Below are 17,499 nucleotides of genomic sequence, written 5' to 3'. Positions count from 1 at the left end.
GCAGCTCAGCGCACCTGCGGAGATCATCCGCCGAGCACCGCCCGCATCACCGACCGGGCGATCGGCGCCGCCAGCGCGCCACCCGTGACGTCCGTGGCCCCGCTGTCCTCGACCACCACGGCGACCGCCACCGGCGGCACCGCGTCCGAACCGGCCGGCGCCGCCCAGGCGATGAACCAGGCGTACGGCGTCCCGCTGTTGCCCACCCCGTGCTGGGCCGTCCCGGTCTTGCCGCCGACCACCGCCCCGGCGATCCGGGCGTTGCCGCCGGTGCCGTTCTCCACCACGCCGGTCATCAGCCCGCGCACCTGCCCGGCCACCGCCGGGGTCATCGCCCGCCGGTACACGGCCGGCTTCATCAGCTGCACCGTGGTGCCGTCGCTCCTGGTCAGCCGGTCCACGAGCTGTGGCCGCATCACCGTCCCGTCGTTGGCCACCCCGGCCGCGACCATCGCCATCGTCAGCGGGGTGGCCGCCGTGTCGAACTGCCCGATCGAGGAGAGCGCCAGCTGCGACTCGTCCATCCGGGTGTCGAAGTTCGACCTCGCCGCCCGCACCGGGACGTCCAGCCTCGCGTCGTTGAAGCCGAGGTTCCCGGCCATCTCGGCCATCCGGTCCAGCCCGGTCCGCACCCCCAGGTAGCCGAGCACGCTGTTGCAGCTGGCGGTCATCGCGGCGGCCAGCGACAGGTCGGCCCGGTCGCAGGCCGGGGTGTCGTTGACCAGCGGCGTGGTCGTGCCGGGCAGCACGTACGGGAAGGGCGCCCCGGTCGGCGCGGCCGGGTCGGTGACCACCCCGGCCGCCAGCGCGGCCGCGGCGGTGACCACCTTGAAGGTCGAGCCCGGCGGGTAGGTCTGGCGCAGCGCCCGGTTGAGCATCGGCTGGTCGGCGTCGGCCTGCAGCCGGTTCCAGGCCTCCTGGTCGTCGGCGCCGTACCCGGCGAAGGAGCCCGGGTCGTACGAGGGCGTGCTGGCCAGCGCCAGGATCCGCCCGGTGGCCGGCTCGATCGCGGCGACCGCGCCCTTCTGGTCGCCGAGCCCGCGCATCGCGGCCTGCTGGGCGGCCCGGTTCAGCGTGGTGTGGACGTCCCCGCCGGGGTTCTGCCGGCGGGAGACGGCGTCCCAGACCGACCAGCCCGCCAGCCGGCCGTCGGTGCCGGTCAGCAGCTCGTCCTCGGTCCCCTCCAGCTGGGTGGTGCCGTACGCCTGCGAGGCGAAGCCGGTGACCGCCGCGTAGGTCGGGCCGTCGGTGTAGCCGCGCTTGTACGCGTACCGGCCGCCGGTCGGCTCGGAACCGGTCACCGGGTCCGGGCCGACCAGGATGTCGCCGCGCGGCTGGGCGTACCGCTCGACGGTGAGCCGCTGGTTGGCGCTGTTGCGGTCGAGGTCCTGCGCCTGGAACACCTGCACCCGGGTGGCCTGCACGCACAGCGCCGCGACCAGCAGCAGGCAGAAGGTGCCCGCCCGGCGCCCGGTGACCGAGATGCCGGGCAGCCCCTGCGGGCCGTTCCCCCTGGCCCGGACGCGCGCCATCAGACCTCCCCGGTCACAGGCCGGCGGGCGTCGTCGCTCATCCGCACGAGCAGCGCGACGATGATCCAGTTGGTGACCACCGAGGAGCCGCCCTGGGCGATGAACGGCATGGTCATCCCGGTCAGCGGGATCAGCGCGAGCACCCCGCCCGCCACCACGAACACCTGGAGGCCGACGATCGCGGCCAGCCCGATCGCCAGCAGCCGCCCGAACGGGTCGCGCAGCGCGATGCCGGTCCGGAAGCCCCGCGAGACCAGCGCCGCGTACAGCAGGAACACCGCGGTCAGCCCGGTCAGCCCGAGCTCCTCGCCGATCGTGGCGAGGATGAAGTCCGACTTGGCGGCGAAGCCGATCAGCACCGAGTGCCCGTTGCCGAGCCCGGTGCCCAGCTCGCCGCCCCAGGCGAAGGCGAACAGCGACTGGGCGATCTGGTTGGCGCCCCGGCCCGCCTCGATCGAGCCCAGCGGGTCCAGCCAGTCCGCGACCCGGCTGTGCACGTGCGGCGAGAGCCAGCCCACCGTCACCGCCCCGACGGCGGCCAGGCCGAGGCCGATCGCGATCCAGCCGGTGCGCGCGGTCGCCACGTAGAGCATCACCACGAACAGGCCGAAGAACAGCAGCGAGGTGCCGAGGTCGGTCTCCAGCACCAGGACGCCGACGAACGCCGCCCAGATCAGCAGCACCGGCCCGAGCACCCGCCCGCGCGGCAGCTGCCAGCGCCAGACCCGGCGGCCGGTCAGCGCCAGCGCGTCCCGGTGCACCGCCAGGTACGCGGCGAAGAAGACCGCCAGCAGGATCTTGGCGAACTCCCCGGGCTGGAAGGAGAGCGGCCCGATCACGACCCAGATCCGGGAGCCGTACACCGGCGGGAAGAAGATCGGCAGCACCAGCAGGACCAGCGCCACCAGCGCCCCGACGTACGCGTAGCGCCGCAGCCGCCGGTGGTCGCGCACCAGCAGCACCACCGCGATGAACAGCGCCACCCCCAGCGCCGACCAGAGCAGTTGGGTGGAGGCGGCGCCGCGCCCCGGGGTGGCCCGGTCGAGCCGGTAGATCACCACCAGCCCGATCCCGTTCAGCAGCACCGCGATCGGCAGCAGCAGCGGGTCCGCGTACCGGGCCCGCCACCGGACCACGGCGTGCGCCGCCAGGGCGAGCACGCCCAGCGCGGCGCCGTACTCGGCCGCGTCGGCCGGGACGTGGCCGTCCAGGTTGACGCCGACCTCGACGTAGCCGAACACGGCGATCAGGACGGCGCCGACCACCAGCACGAGCTCGGTGGTGCGCCTGGTCGGCACCGGCCGGCTCGGCCCGGCGGCGGATCTCGGCACGGCGGAGGGTGTCGCCACGGACCGTCCTGGGGGTCGCGGTCTAGCGGGGAGGGTCCGGGCGCCGGTGCGGCGGCGCCCGTGTCCCGGTTCGTCACCCTAACGAGTGCTATCCGTATTTTTGACACTCCGCCACGGTGTGTCCGCCGATGCCCGAATCACCCGGGCCCGCCGATCCGCCCCCGGCCCTCACTCCGGCCGCCGCCCGGCCAGCGCCGCCACCCCCGCGCCGACCGCCGCCAGCAGGACGGCGGCGGCCAGCAGGCTCGGCCACGGCACCGCGACCCGGCCGGTCCGGGCCGCCGACACCAGCCCGCGCACCGCCGCGTTGGCCGGCGAGGCCGGCACCACCAGCAGCAGCGTGGCCAGCCCCAGCGCCGCCGGGATGCCGTACTGCGCGTGGACCAGCACCGGACGGTTCGCCACCGCCCCGGCCAGCACCCCCAGCAGCGCGCAGACCACGGAGGCCACCAGCCCGGCCAGCACCGCCGGCCCGGTCCCCGGTTCCTGCCGAACCCCCTGGCCGACCACCGGCCCGCTGGTCCACCAGACCGCCGCCACCTGACCGACCGCCAGCACCAGCGACACCGTCAGCGCCGCCAGCAACGCCCCCAGGTGGACCCGGACCGGGCCCGCCGCCGCCACCAGGCAGGCCCGCGAGGCCGGCGGCTCCGCGCTCAGCGCACTGCGCACGTACCAGGCGCTCACCGGCAGCAGCACCCCCGCGCCGAAGCCGAGGCCGCCCAGCAGCGGGTCCCCCGCCGCCACCCCGACCACCAGCAGCACCGCGTACGCCAGGAACGGCGGCAGCCAGGCGTGCGAGCGCAGCAGCAGCTCCAGGTGGTACCGGGTCAGCGCACCGATCCGCGCCGTCACCGCTCCCCCTCCTCGCGCCGACGCACCGCCAGCACCCGGACGGCCGGGCGGCCCAGCAGCAGCCGGCGCAGCAGCGCGTCCGAGTGCGCGGCCGGCACCGCCAGCCGCACCGCCGTCCCGGCCAGCGCGGTGACCTCCGGCGCCCCCGGCAGCGCCGTGGGCAGCGGGGCGCCGTCCGGGACGTCCACCTCGACCTCCATCACCGGGCCGCCCGCCGCCGGCTCCGGCACCCCGTCCTCGACCGGCCGCAGCACGCCGTCCGCACCGACCCGGTACGCGGCGCTGGTCAACCCGGCCAGCCGGGCCGGGTCGTGGTCGACGAACAGCACCGTGCCGCCCGCCGCCGCCCGCTCGGCGGCGGCCTCGTCCAGCACCGCCCGGGCCTCCGGGTCCAGCCCGGTCCACGCCTCGTCCAGCAGCAGCACCCGCGCCTCGGGGAGCAGCGCCTGGGCGACCGCGACCTTCTGGCAGGTGCCCTTCGACAGCCGGCTCAACGGCGTGCCCGCCCGGTCCGCGACACCGAACCGGTCCAGCAGCTCCCCCGCCCGCCGCCGCGCCCGCTCCGCCGACAGCCCGTGCACCCGCCCCACCCGCAGCAGGTAGGAGGCGGCGTCGAAGGGCAGCGCCGGCGGGAAGCGCTCGGGCACGTACGCCGCCGGGCCGGGCCGCGCCACCCGCCCCGTGCTCGGCCGCTCGATCCCGGCGACCAGCCGCAGCAGCGTCGACTTGCCGCTCCCGTTCCGCCCGGCGATCCGCACCAGCTCGCCCGGCCCGACCGCGAGGTCGACCCCGCGCAGGATCCACCGCTCCCGCCGCCCGTACCGCTTGCCGACCGCCGTCAGCTCCATCGCTCCCCCCGCTCCAGTCCGTCGTGAAAGGAAGGCTATCCACGCCGCGTAAGACCGCTGTGAAAGCACGGATTCCCAAGCTGTGCGCCGGAGTTCACGCCGGAGCTGGTCGAAGCACGATCCGGGCCCGTTTCGCCATGGCGAACTGATGATCCCCAGGGCGTGTCCGACAATTGGCGTCGGATCAGGGCGCGGCGTCGGGGTGCGTGCATCGCAAGGCGGAGGAGGGAGTCCATGCGGAGCATCGGCGACCGACGACAACGCGGCGAGGTGCGTGCACCGGCGTCGCGCACCCGGCGGGAATTGTCGGACACGCCCTAGGATCGGCCGGGTGACTACCGGACGACGACCACAGACCAGGCTCGGCAGCCTGCTGGCAGCAGTGGCGATAACGGGCGCCTCGCTGCTCCTCGGCCTGCCCGCCCACGCCGACGAACCATCAGCCGGCGCCGCTCCCGCGACCAAGGAGGCGCCCCGGGTCGACCTCGTCCTGGACGTCAGCGGCTCCATGCGCGAGGCGGACATCCAGGGCAAGAGCCGCATCGCGGTGGCCCAGCAGTCGCTGAACGAGGTGATCGACGCGCTGCCCGCGGAGACCGAGTTCGGCATCCGCACCCTGGGGGCGAACTACCCCGGCAACGACAAGGCCCAGGGCTGCCAGGACACCAAGCAGCTGTACCCGGTCGGCAAGACCAACAAGGTCGAGGCCAAGACCGCCGTCGCCACCCTGCGCCCCACCGGCTGGACCCCGATCGGCCTGGCGCTGCGCGGCGCCGCGCAGGACCTCGGCAAGGGCGAGACCACCCGCCGGGTGGTGCTGATCACCGACGGCGAGGACACCTGCACCCCGCCCGACCCCTGTGACGTCGCCCGCGAACTCGCCTCCCAGGGCATCCACCTGGTGGTCGACACCCTGGGCCTGGCCCACGACGACAAGACCCGCCAGCAGCTGCTCTGCATCGCCAACGCGACCGGCGGCACCTACACCGACGTCCGCACCCAGGAGCAGCTCACCGACAAGGTGAAGCAGCTGGTCGACCGCTCCAACGACACCTACACGGTGACCCCGGTCAAGACCACCGGCACCGACAAGTGCGAGAGCGCCCCGGTGCTCGCCCCGGGCGTCTACACCGACCGCGAGAAGTTCTCCGAGCACCGCGTCTACAAGGTCCCGGTCAAGTCCGGCCAGGAGCTGCGCGCCTCGGTCAGCGTCGCCCTCGACCGCCCGGTGGCCCGGGACTACGGGGTGCTGCTCCAGGCCACCAGCGCGACCGGCCAGGAACTGGTCCGCGGCACCGACGCCGGCAGCAGCCGCACCGACGTGGTCTCCACCGGCCTGCGCTGGTCCACCGACGACTCCAAGGGCTACGTCACCGCGAGCCCCACGGCCACCAAGGACTCCAAGGAGAAGCCGGAGACCACGGTCTGCCTGGTCGTCAGCAACTCGCTGGCCCCGCAGGCCGGCGTGCTGGCCGACCCCGGCCTGCCGCTGGAGCTGACCGTCGACCTGGCCTCCGCCTCGCCCGCCCCGGAGGGCGCCGCGATGGGCCTCGGCCGCGGCTGGATCCTGCTGCTCACCCTCACCCTGGCCGGCCTGGCCTTCGGTCTGGTCTTCGGCTGGATCGCGCGCTGGCGGATCGCCGTCTGGCGGGAGAACTGACCATGCGTACGACGATCCGCGGCGCCCTCGCCGCCCTCGCCCTGCTGCCCGCCCTGGCCCTGAGCGCCCTGGGCGCCCCGGCCGCCTCGGCCGCCTCGCCGTCCCCCTCGGCCAGTGCGAGCGGCACCCCGGCCCCGGCCACCAAGGCCGGCACCTCCTTCCTGACCGCGGTCAACCTCTCGCCCAACCAGGACGCCAACGTCTCCGTCTCCACCGGTGACTACCTGTACTGGGCGTTCGGCGCCGCCGAGGGCCAGACCCCGACGGTCAACCTGACCGTCGGCCTGGCCCCCTCGGCCGACCGGCACGGCCCGCAGACCTGGTCCGTCGAGGTCTTCGACGGGCTGCGCCGCCGCCAGGCGTGCACCGCCGGCACCCAGAACGCCACCGCCGAGCAGAGCGCCGGCTCGCTGGCGCTGAACTGCACCCTGCGCGAGGTCCGCACCTGGGCCGAGCCGTGGTCCGGCGACCCGCTGCCCGGCACCTACTACGTGCGGCTGTCGGTCAGCGACGTCCCGCAGCCGGACCTCGGCCTGGCCTCCTCGGTGCAGCTGCACGTCGCCGCCAAGGGCGACGCGGACAACGCCCAGCCGGAGGGCGGCGAGCTGAAGGCCCCGCTGGTCCCGCCGGCCGGCGGCGGCGCGAGCACGGCCAAGGCGGCCGCCCCGGTGGCCCAGGAGGAGCACTGGTACACCGGCTGGTTCTCCGGCTGGAACAGCCGCTGGTACTGGACGATCGGCGGCGGCTTCCTGGCCGCGCTGGCCGGCATCCTCGGCTACCGGCTGACCCGGCACCCGCGCGGCCACCGGCCCGGCCACTACGGCGCCGTCCCGTCGCAAGGCTCCCACCAGAGCAGCCACTACACCGGCTCGGACCGCCCCTGACCCGCCCCGGAGGGCCGGCCGGACGTCGTTCCGGCCGGCCCTCCGGCGTGTCCGGGCCCCGCGCTCAGCCGCGGAACAGGTTGTGCCCGACGTCGGTCGGGACCTCGTCCTGGACCGGCTTGCTGCCCGGCCCCGGCACGTGCTCGCCGGGGATCGGCTCGTCGCCCTCCCGGTGCAGCAGCACGACCCCGTCCTCGGCCCACAGCTGCCGGTAGCCGTGCGCCAGCAGCAGCTGGATCCGCTCGGCCTGCTCCTTGTCCGTCTTGAACGGGAAGGACCGCTTGTCGCCCCGGGTGAGCACGTACTCGCGCCCGCGCGGTGTGCCGTCCACCAGCACCACGTCCGTCCGGGCGGTCAGCCGCGGCGCGATCTGGTTGTCCGCCTCGACGGACGCCCCGTCCGGGATCAGCGCGGCCGCCCGCACCAGCGCCGCCTCGCTCGGCTTGGGCGCCCAGGAGGACGGCAGGACCAGCGGCACCAGCCCGATCGGCACCGCGGCCACCAGCGCGATGCCGGCCGCGCCGAGGCCCAGCCGGCGGGCCCGCCGCAGGCTCCGCTCCGGCCGCCCGGTGGCGCTCAGCCGGCCCAGCACCTCGATCGCGGCGGTGAGCAGGACCGGCCACAGCAGCGAGTCGTAGTGCCGGGCGATCGACCAGTGGTTGGGGTTGCTGGACAGGATCCGTTCGGCCAGCAGCGGCACCGCGCACAGCACGGTGGCCGAGCGCAGCGGCAGCAGCAGCATGGTGCCGAACAGCCACAGCAGCAGCAGCGGCTTGAGCGGCTGGTCGAAGGCGGCCTGCACCAGCAGGAACGGGTCGTGCAGCAGGTTGCGCAGCGCGTCGCCGCCGTCCGTGCCGAGCGAGCCGTAGTTCCAGTAGTAGCCCGGTTCCCCGCCCATCGCCGGGATCAGCCAGGTGATGGCGGCGGCCGAGGCGACCGGCCCGCCCAGCAGCAGTCCCAGCCCGGTGCGGCGGCCCGCCCGGTCGTCGGTGCGGCGGGTGCGCAGCAGCAGCACCAGCCCGTACGCCCCGACCAGCAGGCCGAGGTCCTCCTTGGTGCAGCACAGCAGCAGGGCGGCGAGCAGCACCGTGCCGTACCGGCGGGCCAGCCCGCGCTCCAGCATCAGCAGGGTCAGCGGGACCGCGAAGGCGACCTCGTGGAAGCCCACCCGGGCGGCGACCAGCAGCGGCCAGCCGAGCCCGTAGACCAGGCCGGCCAGGTCGGCGGCCCGGCGGGCGGTGCGCGGCTCGGCGCCGGCGAAGGCGTACCCGGCGATCCGCCGGATCAGCGGCACGCCGGCCGCGAACAGCAGCGACTGCCCGATGATCAGCGAGCGCGGGTCGTCCCAGATCCAGTACAGCGGCGCGAGCAGCGCCAGCACCGGCGAGAAGTGGTCGCCCAGCAGCGAGAAGCCGGGCGGGAACTCGTGGTGGAAGCTCTTCAGCGTCGAGACGGGCAGCCCGAAGTGGGCGTAGCCGCGCACGCCCTGGTCGAAGATGCCGAGGTCGAAGCCGCCGAGCGAGACGGACGTCCAGCCCTGCAGGCCGATGGCGCAGGTCACCGTGAAGCAGAGCGCGGTGAGCAGCGCGGTGCGCCGGGCGGGGCCGAGCAGGACGGCCGCGGCCATCCGGCGGACGGCGGGCCCGGCGGCGGCCGGCGGCGGGGGTGCGGTCTGGGTGGTCACGTCTGGTCTGGTCCGTCCGGTCTGGGGTCCGTGGGTCCGGTCCGTCAGGTCCGGTTCGTCAGCGCGGGGTCGCGGTCCAGCCTGGCGGTCAGCAGGGTCAGGGCCCCGCCGCCGGCGGCGTCCACGGCCTGCCGCCGGGCGCGGTACAGCCGCACGCCCAGGACGACCAGGACGGCGATCGCGATCGGCGGGTAGATGGCGCCGGGCAGCTGCCAGTACCAGGCGACCCCGCGGCCCCAGCGGTGCGGCACCGCCCACATCACGTGGGAGAGGAAGACCGCCGCGGTCACGCCGAACAGCACCCGCCGGGCCGTGGTCCTGGCCTCCACCGCCAGCAGGGCGAGCAGCGGGATGCACCAGACCCAGTGGTGGGTCCAGCTGATCGGCGAGACCAGCAGCGCGGTGAGCGCGGCGCAGACCGCGCCCCAGGCGTCGGCCCGCCGCAGCACCCGCGCCGAGCGGCCGGCCAGCACCGCCACCCCGAGCCCGAACACCGCGACCAGCGCCGAGGCGACGACCCCGACCAGGCCGGGGTCGTTGACGTCGAGCAGCCGGCAGACGGCGCCGCGCAGCGACTGGTTGTCCACCAGGACGGTCACGCCGACCCGGCTCGGGTCCCAGAGGTAGGTGGTCCAGAACCCGTACGAGGCGTCGGGCAGGAGGGCCCAGCCGATCAGGCCCGCCGCCAGGAAGGTGCCGGCCGAGACGAAGGCGGCCCGGACCCGGCCGGTCAGGAACAGGTAGACGGCGAACAGGCCCGGGGTGATCTTGATGGCGGTGGCCAGGCCGATGCCCACGCCCTTGAGGCGGTGGCTGTCCGGCCGGGTCAGGTCCCACAGGACCAGGCAGAGTATGCCGAGGTTGACCTGGCCGTACTGGAAGGTGGTGAAGACCGGCTCCAGCCAGACGCCGAGGCCGGTGGCCAGGACCACCACGGCCGCGCGGTGCCGCTTCGGCCAGCCGGCCAGCTTGAGCGACAGGTGCACGGCCGCGGCGAGCAGCGCGTAGTTGAGGAGCATCACCAGGACGCGCAGGGTGCTCACGTCGAACCAGGTGCTCGGTACGAAGAGCATCGCCGCGAACGGCGGGTAGGTGGCCGGCAGGTCCCAGCCGGGCAGCCGCATCGCGTACAGGTCCTCGCCGCGGACCACCGCCTGGCCCTCGGCCCGGTAGACCAGCATGTCGACCATGGTGGCCCCGTGGACGTGCCGGAACCAGGCGAACACCGCCAGTGAAACCGCCGCCACACAGGCCGCCGGAAGCGTCCAGGAATTCGGCCTTCCGGTTTCCGCCGCGTCGCCGGACCCTTCCGGACCGGACCGCCGCACCCACCGTTTCAGACCGAACTCGCGCACCGCGATGGCACCCCGTCGAGATAGACCAGATCGTTCCCTCGTCGCCGTCTGGGCCCACCCACCATAACCGACCCCCCTGAGCCCCAAACCGCGTCAGAAACGGGCCCGGAGGGGCGATGTGACCTCCCCCACACCGGGCCCCGGGTCGGGGTCGGCACCGGGCCGGGACCCCAAAACGCGAAATCCCGCCGGGAGTTGCCCCCCGGCGGGATTTCGTCGACCGGCCGGAGCCGGTCCGTTGGGTGGAGCTGAGGGGATTCGAACCCCTGACCCCCTCGATGCGAACGAGGTGCGCTACCGGACTGCGCCACAGCCCCAACGAGAAGAAACTCTAGCACCTTTCGGAGGGGGTCCGTGACCACCCCCCGGATCACGGTGCCGGCCGGGGTGGCCAGGGGGCTCGCCCCGAACGCGGGCCGCCCCGCCCGCGGTGGCGGGCGAGGCGGCATCGGGCGGGTGCGTCGCGGCGTACGGGCGGGGCCGGGGGCCGGCCCCCGTCACTCGTTGGCCGCGCGCGGGCGCGACTCGGGAGCCTGGGGCTCGGCGTACTGGTCGAAGAGCGGGGTCTTGCGGGACTCGGCGGGGCGCCCGGCGGTCCAGGTGCCGGGGGCCGACAGGTCGAGGCCGCGGGAGACCCGGGGGGCGACCGGGGCGGTCACGTAGGTCGGCAGCGGGACGGGCACCGGCTCCCAGGAGTCCGGCCCGGCCGCGCCGCGCTCGCGCATGCCGTCGACCCACTCCTCGTGCTCGGTCGCCTCGGCCACCGCGGAGGCGGAGGGCACCGAGACGGTGGCCTGCTCGGGGTCGGCGGCCAGCCGCAGGTGGGAACGGCGCGCGGGCCGCTCCCCGGCGGGCGCGGCCGGGGCCGGCTCCGCGGCGGGGGCCTCGGCCGGGGCGCCGGCCGGCGGCCGGGCCTCGGCGCGCTGCTGCTCGCGCTTGCGCAGCCGCTCGGCGGCCTGGGCGGCCCGGACCCGGTCGAGCTTCACCTCGTACCGCTGGCGCTCCAGCCGGCGCAGGTGGCCGATGTACAGGGTGAGGAGGACCGCCGGGACCGCCGGGACCCAGAGGAAGGCGAGTCCGGCCACCGCGGCGACCACCGCGCCGAGCGCGAAGGAGAGGAAGAGGGCGGTGACCATCCGGCGCCGGCGGGCCAGCAGCCGCGCCCGGCGCTCGGTCCCGACCCGCGGTTCGGGGCCCGGCCGCTCGGCCGGGCGCTGCACCGGGGGTTCGGGCTCCCGTGCGGGGTCGCCGGAGGCGGCCTCGTCCCGTTCGGGAGGACCGTCGTCGCTCTGCTCGTCACGCGGTTCGTCACCCAGGGCCCGGGCTGCCCGCCGCTCCAGCCCCGAACGCCCGGCCAGCAGGCGGATGGCGGTGCTGAAGCGTTCCGTCGGGCGCGCCTCGTTGAGTTCGTCCTGCCTGCGGAGCCACATCGGCACCAGATAGGCGGCCCAGGCCCCTACGATGACGGCGTAGATAAGGCCGCTACTGCTCACGATTCACACCGTACGGGCGCCGGGGAAGGCCTGGCAGCAATTTGGTGCGGCGTGTCGTGTGATCAAGCTGATTCTCCGACTATTTTGCCGCTATTTGTGCGGGTCCGGTGCCCCGGCGATGCCATATCGATATTTCTTTCGAACATACATTCAATTACGTGTCCCGCGCCCGGAACTGAGCGCGCGCCAGCGCTCCAGCATCCCCTCCGGGACCTCCTCGTCGGTCAGCGCGTAGACGAGGTGGTCGCGCCAGTCGCCGTCGATGTGGAGATAGCGCGGACGGATTCCCTCCGAGCGGAAGCCGAGCTTTTCCACCACCCGTCGGCTCGGGCCGTTCTCCGGGCGGATGCAGACCTCGATCCGGTGCAGTCCGAGCGTGCGGAAGCAGTAGTTCACCGAAAGGGCCACGGCGGTCGGGATGATGCCCCGGCCCGCCACCTCCTCGTCCACCCAGTACCCGATGTTCGCCGAGCACATCGATCCCCAGGTGATCCCGCCGACGGTCAACTGGCCGACCAGCTGGCCCTTGTGGACCACGACGAAGGGCAGCATCCGGCCGGCCGAGGCCTCGCCGCGCAGGAAGCGGACCATCTGCCGGTAGGTCGGCCGGGCGCCGGCCGCCTGGCCCGCCGGGCCGGGCGGCACGGTGGCCTCCCAGCGGCGCAGCCAGTCCCGGTTGCGGCGGCTCACCTCCTGCCACTCGCGCTGGTCGCGGGCCCGGATGGGGCGCAGCACGACCTCCCCCTCGTGGAGTTCTACCGGCCAGCCGGCGTTCAGTGCCCTCTCCTGGATGCTGGAGCCCCGGGTGCCGGGGCGTCGGTCCGGGGGTGGTCCCCGCCGCCGAGCTGGTCGACGGCGTGGGCGAGCAGCGGCTCCAGGACGGCGAGGCCGTCCCTGACGCCGCCGGTCGAGCCCGGCAGGTTGACGATCAGGGTACGTCCGGCGAGGCCGGCGAGCCCGCGGGAGAGCGCCGAGGTCGGCACCTTCTCCCGGCCGTACGCGCGGACGGCCTCGGCGATGCCGGGGACCTGGCGGTCGATCACCCGGGCGGTCATCTCGGGGGTGAGGTCCATCGGCGAGATGCCGGTGCCGCCGGTGGTCAGCACCACGTCGTAGCCGGCCGCGACGGCCTCGCGCAGCACGGCCTCCACCGGCTCGCCGTCCGGGACGACCCGGGGGCCGTCGGCGGTGAAGCCCATCGCGGTCAGGCCGGCCACCAGCAGCGGGCCGCCCCGGTCCTCGTAGACCCCGGCCGAGGCCCGGTTGGAGACGGTGACCGCCAGGGCCCTCACTGCGCCACCTCCGGGGCGAACCAGTCGCCGCTCTTGCCGCCGGTCTTGCTCAGCACCCGGACGGACTCGATCGTGGCGCCCTTGTCCACCGCCTTGACCATGTCGACGACGGTCAGCCCGGCCACCGCGACGGCGGTCAGCGCCTCCATCTCGACGCCGGTGCGGTCGGCGGTCTTCACGGTGGCGGTGATCTCGACCGCGTCGTCCGCGACGGCGAGGTCGACCTTGACGCCGGAGACCGCGATCGGGTGGCAGAGCGGGATCAGCTCCGGGGTCTTCTTGGCGCCCATGATCCCGGCGATCCGGGCCACCGCGAGGGCGTCGCCCTTGGGCACGCCCTCGCCGCGCAGCAGGTGGACCACCTGCGGGGAGACCCGCACCCGGCCGGCCGCCACGGCGGTGCGCGCGGTGGCGGCCTTCTCGGTCACGTCGACCATCCGGGCCGCGCCCTGGTCGTCGACGTGGGTGAGGCGGTCGCCGGGGGGAGGTGTCGTCACGGGTAACTCCAGGGGCGCGCAGGTCGAATACCGCGCTACCGTACCGTTCCCCGGTCCCGGGGGCCGATCAGGCGTCCAGCAACACCACGTCCACCTCGCTGCCGGCCGGCAGTTCGGTGGTCTCCTCGGGGACGGTGATCAGGCAGTCGGCCCGGGCCAGCGCGCCCACCAGGTGCGACCCGGCGCCGCCGACCGGCTCGACCGTGCCGTCGGCCACCGAGTAGCGGCCGCGCAGGAACTGCCGGCGGCCGGCCGGGGAGCGCAGCGGGGACGGGCAGAGCGCGCGGACGACCGGGCGGTGCACGTCGGCGGCGCCGAGCATGGTGCGGATGACCGGGCGGACGAAGAGCTCGAAGGAGATGTAGGCGCTCACCGGGTTGCCGGGCAGGGCGAGCAGCGGCACCCCGGCCGCGCCGCCGATCCGGCCGAAGCCCTGCGGCTTGCCGGGCTGCATCCGCAGCCGCCGGAAGTCGACCCCGCCGTAGGACTCGAAGACCTCCTTGACCACGTCGTACGCGCCGACGCTGACCCCGCCGCTGGTGACGATCAGGTCGGCCCGGCCGAGCTGGTCCTCCAGGACGGCGCGCAGCCGGTCGGCGTCGTCCGGGACGGCGCCGACCCGGAAGGCGATGGCGCCGGCGTCCTGGGCGGCCGCGGTGAGGGCGAAGCTGTTGGAGTCGGCGATCTGCCCGGGGCCGACCGGCTCGCCGGGCTGGACCAGCTCGCTGCCGGTGGACAGCACCACGACCCGGGGGCGGGGGCGGACCTTCACGGTGGGCCGGCCGATCGCGGCGAGCAGGCCGAGCTGGGCGGGGCCGAGCCGGGTGCCGGCCTCCAGCACCCGGACGCCGGCCGCGACGTCGCTGCCGCGGCGGCGGATGTGCGCGCCCGCGGCGACCGGGCGCAGCACCCGGACCTCCTCGTCCGGGACCGGCGCGGTCATCGCGGCGGCGGCCACCCCGGTGCCGGTGCCGCCGTCGGTCCACTCGACCGGGGCGACGGCCTGGGCGCCGGGCGGCATCGGGGCGCCGGTCATGATCCGGGCGGCCTGGCCGGGGCCGACCCTGGGCAGCGCGTCGGCGCCGGCCGCGATGTCGCCGACCACCGAGAGCACCGACGGGTAGGTGTCGGTGGCGCCCTCGGTGTCGGCGGTGCGGACCGCGTAGCCGTCCATCGAGCTGTTGTCGAAGGGCGGCAGGTCGCCGTCGGCGACCACGTCCTCCTCGAGCCGGCAGCCGCGGGCCTCCAGCAGCTGGAGCTCGATCGCGGGCAGCGGGCCGACCGCGGCCAGCACGTCGGCGAGGTGCTCGTCCACCGTCCAGAGGCGGGGGGCCGCCGGGGCCGGGTCCGCTCCGGCGTCGCAGCAGGCGCTGGGCATGGTGCTGTGCTCGGTGGACCCGGTCATCGGCGGCTCGCTCCCTCGGTCGTGGTCCTGCGTCAGTCCTGCATCTCGGAGCCGACGAACTCCCGCAGCCAGGAGCGGAACTCCGGGCCCAGGTCCTCGCGTTCGGCGGCCAGACGGACGATAGCGCGCAGGTAGTCGGCGCGGTCGCCGGTGTCGTAGCGGCGGCCCTTGAAGAGCACGCCGTGCACCTGCCCGCCGTCCGCCGCCTCGCGGTTGGTCAGCTCGCGCAGGGCGTCGGTCAGTTGGATCTCGCCGCCGCGGCCGGGCGGGGTCTCCCGCAGCACGTCGAAGACCAGCGGGTCGAGGACGTAGCGGCCGATCACGGCGTAGCTCGACGGGGCCTCGCCGGGCTCGGGCTTCTCGACCAGGTCGGTCACCTGGAAGACGTCCTCGCCGAAGCCGTTCGCCTTGACGGCGGCGCAGCCGTAGAGGTGGATCTGAGAGGGGTCGACCTCCATCAGGGCGACGACCGAGCCGCCGAGCTGCTGCTGCACCTCGATCATCCGGGAGAGCAGCGGGTCGCGCGGGTCGATCAGGTCGTCGCCGAGCAGGACGGCGAAGGGCTGGCCGGCGACGTGCTGCTCGGCGACCGAGACGGCGTGGCCGAGGCCCTTCGGGTCGCCCTGGCGGACGTAGTGCATGTTGGCCAGCTCGACGGACTCGCGGACCCGGGCCAGGCGCTGCTCGTCGCCCTTGCGGACCAGCAGCTCCTCCAGCTCGTAGGCGCGGTCGAAGTGGTCCTCCAGGGCCCGCTTGTTGCGCCCGGTGACCATCAGTATGTCGGACAGGCCCGCGGCGGAGGCCTCCTCGACGACGTACTGGATCGCCGGCTTGTCGACGACCGGGAGCATCTCCTTCGGGGTGGCCTTGGTCGCCGGAAGGAAGCGGGTGCCCAGTCCGGCCGCGGGCACCACGGCCTTGGTCACCGGAACTCGGGGGTTGGTCGTCGTCATGCGTTCACCTTACTCAGGCACGTTTTCGCCCGGCCGAGTACGGGCGGACGGCTAGGACAGCACGTCGCTGGGCCCGGCCGCGGTGGCAGTCGTATGGGTCGCGACCGGCTGGGCGAACGGGTCCCGGCCGACACAGGCCGACACACTACCCGCCTTTTCCGTACGGTCACGTTCGGCATCCGTTCCGTGATCGGGCGTGCGAGCGGCCTGTTCGGAGCGGTCGGCGCGGGGCTCCCCGGACTCCCCGGGCGGCCGGGCCGAGAGCCGCCAGCAGTCGCCGCCGGACGCCCGGGCCGCGGCGAGCGCCGTGTCGGCGGCGCGCAGCAGGACGGCCGCGTGGGTGCCGTTCTCGGGCAGCACGGCGATGCCGGCGGCGGCGGTCAGGCCGTTGCCGGCGGCGGGGCGGGACTCGCGCGGGCCGGAGGACCAGTCCAGCAGCAGGTGCCGGCGGACCGACCAGACCAGCCGCTCGGCGACCTGGGCGGCGCCCTCGGCGCCGGTGTCCGGCAGCACCACCAGGAACTCCTCGCCGCCGTAGCGGCCGAGGGTGTCGGCCCGGCGGATCTCCATCGCGAGCCGCTGGGCGAGGTCGCGCAGCACCGCGCCCGCCCGGCCCCGGCCGTGCTCGGCGACGACCGCGTCGAAGCCGCTGATGGCGAGCATCAGCACGGCGAGCGGGCGCGGGCCGTCGGCCTGTCCGGTGTGCTCGGCGCGACGGGCCCGTTCGATCTCCCGGTCCAGGGTGAGCTGGAGGTGGCGGTAGTTCCACACGCCGGTGAGCGGGTCGCAGGAGGCGGTGCGCTCCAGGTCGGCGCAGCGCTCCTCCAGTTCGGCGATCCGCCCGCGCAGCCGCTGCGCCCCGGCGGCGGCCCGGGCCCGCTCCCGGCGGCCGCGCAGTCCGAGGGCGGTGGCGCCGGCCAGTGCGGGGACGCCGAGTGCGGCCAGGGCCTGGACCAGCAGCGGGGTGGTCAATGGGGGGTGCCCCTTCGCGTGTCAGGCTCTGCGCGTCGGCGGTGCGGAGGCCAGGAGGATCGGATGAACGAGGATCGGATGCCCAACGAGAAGAGCGGCCTGAGGACACGGCTGTTGTCGCGGCGGCGCGAACTGGCCGCCGAGGAGCGGGCGGCGGCGGCCGACGCGCTGGCCGGGCACGCCGGGGAGCTGGCCGCCCCCGGCGCCACGGTGGCCGCGTACGTCTCGGTGGGAGCCGAGCCCGGGACCAGGCCGCTGCTGGACGCGCTGCGGGCGCGCGGGGTGCGGGTGCTGCTGCCGGTGCTGCTGCCGGACAACGACCTGGACTGGGCCGCGTACGCGGGGCCGGACGCGCTGGCCCCGGCCGGGCGCGGGCTGCTGGAGCCGGTCGGTCCGCGGCTCGGCCCGGAGGCGGTCGTGCGGGCGGCGGTGGTGCTGCTGCCGGGCCTGGCGGTGGACCGCTCCGGGCTGCGGCTGGGCCGGGGCGGCGGCAGCTACGACCGGGTGCTGGACCGGCTGGCGCGGGCGGGGGCGCGGCCGGTGCTGGCGGTCCTGCTGTACGAGCACGAGCTGCTGGAGCGGGTGCCGGCCGAGCCGCACGACCGGCCGGTGGACCTGGCGGTGCTGCCCTCGGGGGTGCGCAGGCTCGGGTGAGACGGCGGCGGCCCCGCTCCCTCGGGGGGTACGGACCGGGTGAAAACGGCGCGACAGGCCCGGCCG

16 protein-coding genes and 1 tRNA gene are annotated in these 17,499 nt (G+C 75.2%); 3 read left to right on the top strand and 14 right to left on the bottom strand.

Annotation, left to right across the window (positions count from 1 at the left end; genetic code table 11):
* Positions 1-23 precede the first annotated feature (23 nt).
* The 4 genes from ACFU7Z_RS01675 to ACFU7Z_RS01660 form a co-directional block, all read right to left on the bottom strand.
* Positions 24-1,532, bottom strand: coding sequence for a penicillin-binding transpeptidase domain-containing protein (locus ACFU7Z_RS01675; RefSeq protein ID WP_082346127.1), 1,509 nt, complete (start codon positions 1,530-1,532; stop codon positions 24-26).
* Positions 1,532-2,863 (bottom strand): FtsW/RodA/SpoVE family cell cycle protein, encoded by a 1,332-nt coding sequence (locus ACFU7Z_RS01670; protein ID WP_380775264.1) that lies wholly within the window; start codon positions 2,861-2,863, stop codon positions 1,532-1,534. Before ACFU7Z_RS01670 ends, ACFU7Z_RS01675 begins: the two co-directional genes overlap by 1 nt.
* Before the next feature lie 186 nt (positions 2,864-3,049).
* Positions 3,050-3,736, bottom strand: coding sequence for an ABC transporter (locus ACFU7Z_RS01665; RefSeq protein ID WP_259316716.1), 687 nt, complete (start codon positions 3,734-3,736; stop codon positions 3,050-3,052).
* Positions 3,733-4,584, bottom strand: a complete 852-nt coding sequence (locus tag ACFU7Z_RS01660) for an ATP-binding cassette domain-containing protein (protein WP_380775262.1) — start codon at positions 4,582-4,584, stop codon at positions 3,733-3,735. The genes ACFU7Z_RS01665 and ACFU7Z_RS01660 overlap by 4 nt, the downstream gene beginning before the upstream one ends.
* A 331-nt stretch (positions 4,585-4,915) precedes the next feature.
* Here ACFU7Z_RS01660 and ACFU7Z_RS01655 point away from each other — a divergent pair, with 331 nt between their 5' ends.
* Positions 4,916-6,244 carry a VWA domain-containing protein gene (locus tag ACFU7Z_RS01655; protein WP_074001269.1) on the top strand — a complete coding sequence of 443 codons (1,329 nt, stop codon included), beginning with the start codon at positions 4,916-4,918 and terminating at the stop codon, positions 6,242-6,244.
* A 2-nt stretch (positions 6,245-6,246) separates the two neighbouring features.
* Positions 6,247-7,128, top strand: a complete 882-nt coding sequence (locus ACFU7Z_RS01650; RefSeq protein WP_380775260.1) for a peptidase — start codon at positions 6,247-6,249, stop codon at positions 7,126-7,128.
* Between the two features lie 64 nt (positions 7,129-7,192).
* Here ACFU7Z_RS01650 and ACFU7Z_RS01645 read toward each other — a convergent pair whose 3' ends face one another.
* The 10 genes from ACFU7Z_RS01645 to ACFU7Z_RS01600 form a co-directional block, all read right to left on the bottom strand.
* Positions 7,193-8,812 (bottom strand): DUF2079 domain-containing protein, encoded by a 1,620-nt coding sequence (locus tag ACFU7Z_RS01645; protein ID WP_380775258.1) that lies wholly within the window; start codon positions 8,810-8,812, stop codon positions 7,193-7,195.
* Between the two features lie 44 nt (positions 8,813-8,856).
* The gene (locus ACFU7Z_RS01640) at positions 8,857-10,059 is read right to left on the bottom strand and encodes a glycosyltransferase 87 family protein (RefSeq protein ID WP_234348610.1); all 1,203 of its coding nucleotides are present in this window, start codon (positions 10,057-10,059) and stop codon (positions 8,857-8,859) included.
* 351 nt (positions 10,060-10,410) lie between these two features.
* A tRNA-Ala gene (locus ACFU7Z_RS01635) sits at positions 10,411-10,484 on the bottom strand.
* Between the two features lie 180 nt (positions 10,485-10,664).
* On the bottom strand, positions 10,665-11,660 hold the full coding sequence (locus tag ACFU7Z_RS01630; protein WP_380775255.1) for a hypothetical protein: 996 nt from the start codon (positions 11,658-11,660) through the stop codon (positions 10,665-10,667).
* Between the two features lie 150 nt (positions 11,661-11,810).
* Entirely contained in the window at positions 11,811-12,395 is a 585-nt protein-coding gene (locus ACFU7Z_RS01625) for a GNAT family N-acetyltransferase (RefSeq protein WP_369808369.1), read from the bottom strand.
* 38 nt (positions 12,396-12,433) lie between these two features.
* Positions 12,434-12,952 (bottom strand): molybdenum cofactor biosynthesis protein B, encoded by a 519-nt coding sequence (locus ACFU7Z_RS01620; protein ID WP_049660037.1) that lies wholly within the window; start codon positions 12,950-12,952, stop codon positions 12,434-12,436.
* A complete protein-coding gene (moaC, locus tag ACFU7Z_RS01615) occupies positions 12,949-13,389 on the bottom strand; it encodes a cyclic pyranopterin monophosphate synthase MoaC (protein ID WP_380745086.1) in 441 nt (146 codons plus the stop codon). The genes ACFU7Z_RS01620 and moaC overlap by 4 nt, the downstream gene beginning before the upstream one ends.
* A 127-nt stretch (positions 13,390-13,516) precedes the next feature.
* Positions 13,517-14,854: a gephyrin-like molybdotransferase Glp gene (glp, locus tag ACFU7Z_RS01610; RefSeq protein ID WP_074001264.1), complete on the bottom strand. Its 1,338-nt coding sequence runs from the start codon at positions 14,852-14,854 to the stop codon at positions 13,517-13,519.
* Positions 14,855-14,886: 32 nt separating this feature from the next.
* Entirely contained in the window at positions 14,887-15,807 is a 921-nt protein-coding gene (gene galU, locus ACFU7Z_RS01605; protein ID WP_049660927.1) for a UTP--glucose-1-phosphate uridylyltransferase GalU, read from the bottom strand.
* Between the two features lie 51 nt (positions 15,808-15,858).
* On the bottom strand, positions 15,859-16,779 hold the full coding sequence (locus ACFU7Z_RS01600) for a GGDEF domain-containing protein (RefSeq protein ID WP_375876005.1): 921 nt from the start codon (positions 16,777-16,779) through the stop codon (positions 15,859-15,861).
* Between the two features lie 63 nt (positions 16,780-16,842).
* Here ACFU7Z_RS01600 and ACFU7Z_RS01595 point away from each other — a divergent pair, with 63 nt between their 5' ends.
* Complete coding sequence (locus tag ACFU7Z_RS01595; protein ID WP_380775252.1) at positions 16,843-17,433, top strand: 5-formyltetrahydrofolate cyclo-ligase; 591 nt, start codon at positions 16,843-16,845, stop codon at positions 17,431-17,433.
* The last annotated feature ends 66 nt before the right edge of the window (positions 17,434-17,499 follow it).

Origin of the sequence: Kitasatospora sp. NPDC057518, from assembly GCF_042802075.1 — a bacterium.
Classification (GTDB): Bacteria; Actinomycetota; Actinomycetes; order Streptomycetales; family Streptomycetaceae; genus Kitasatospora.
Note: the sequence above shows the minus strand (reverse complement) of the source record. Positions and strands in the feature narration are given on the sequence as shown.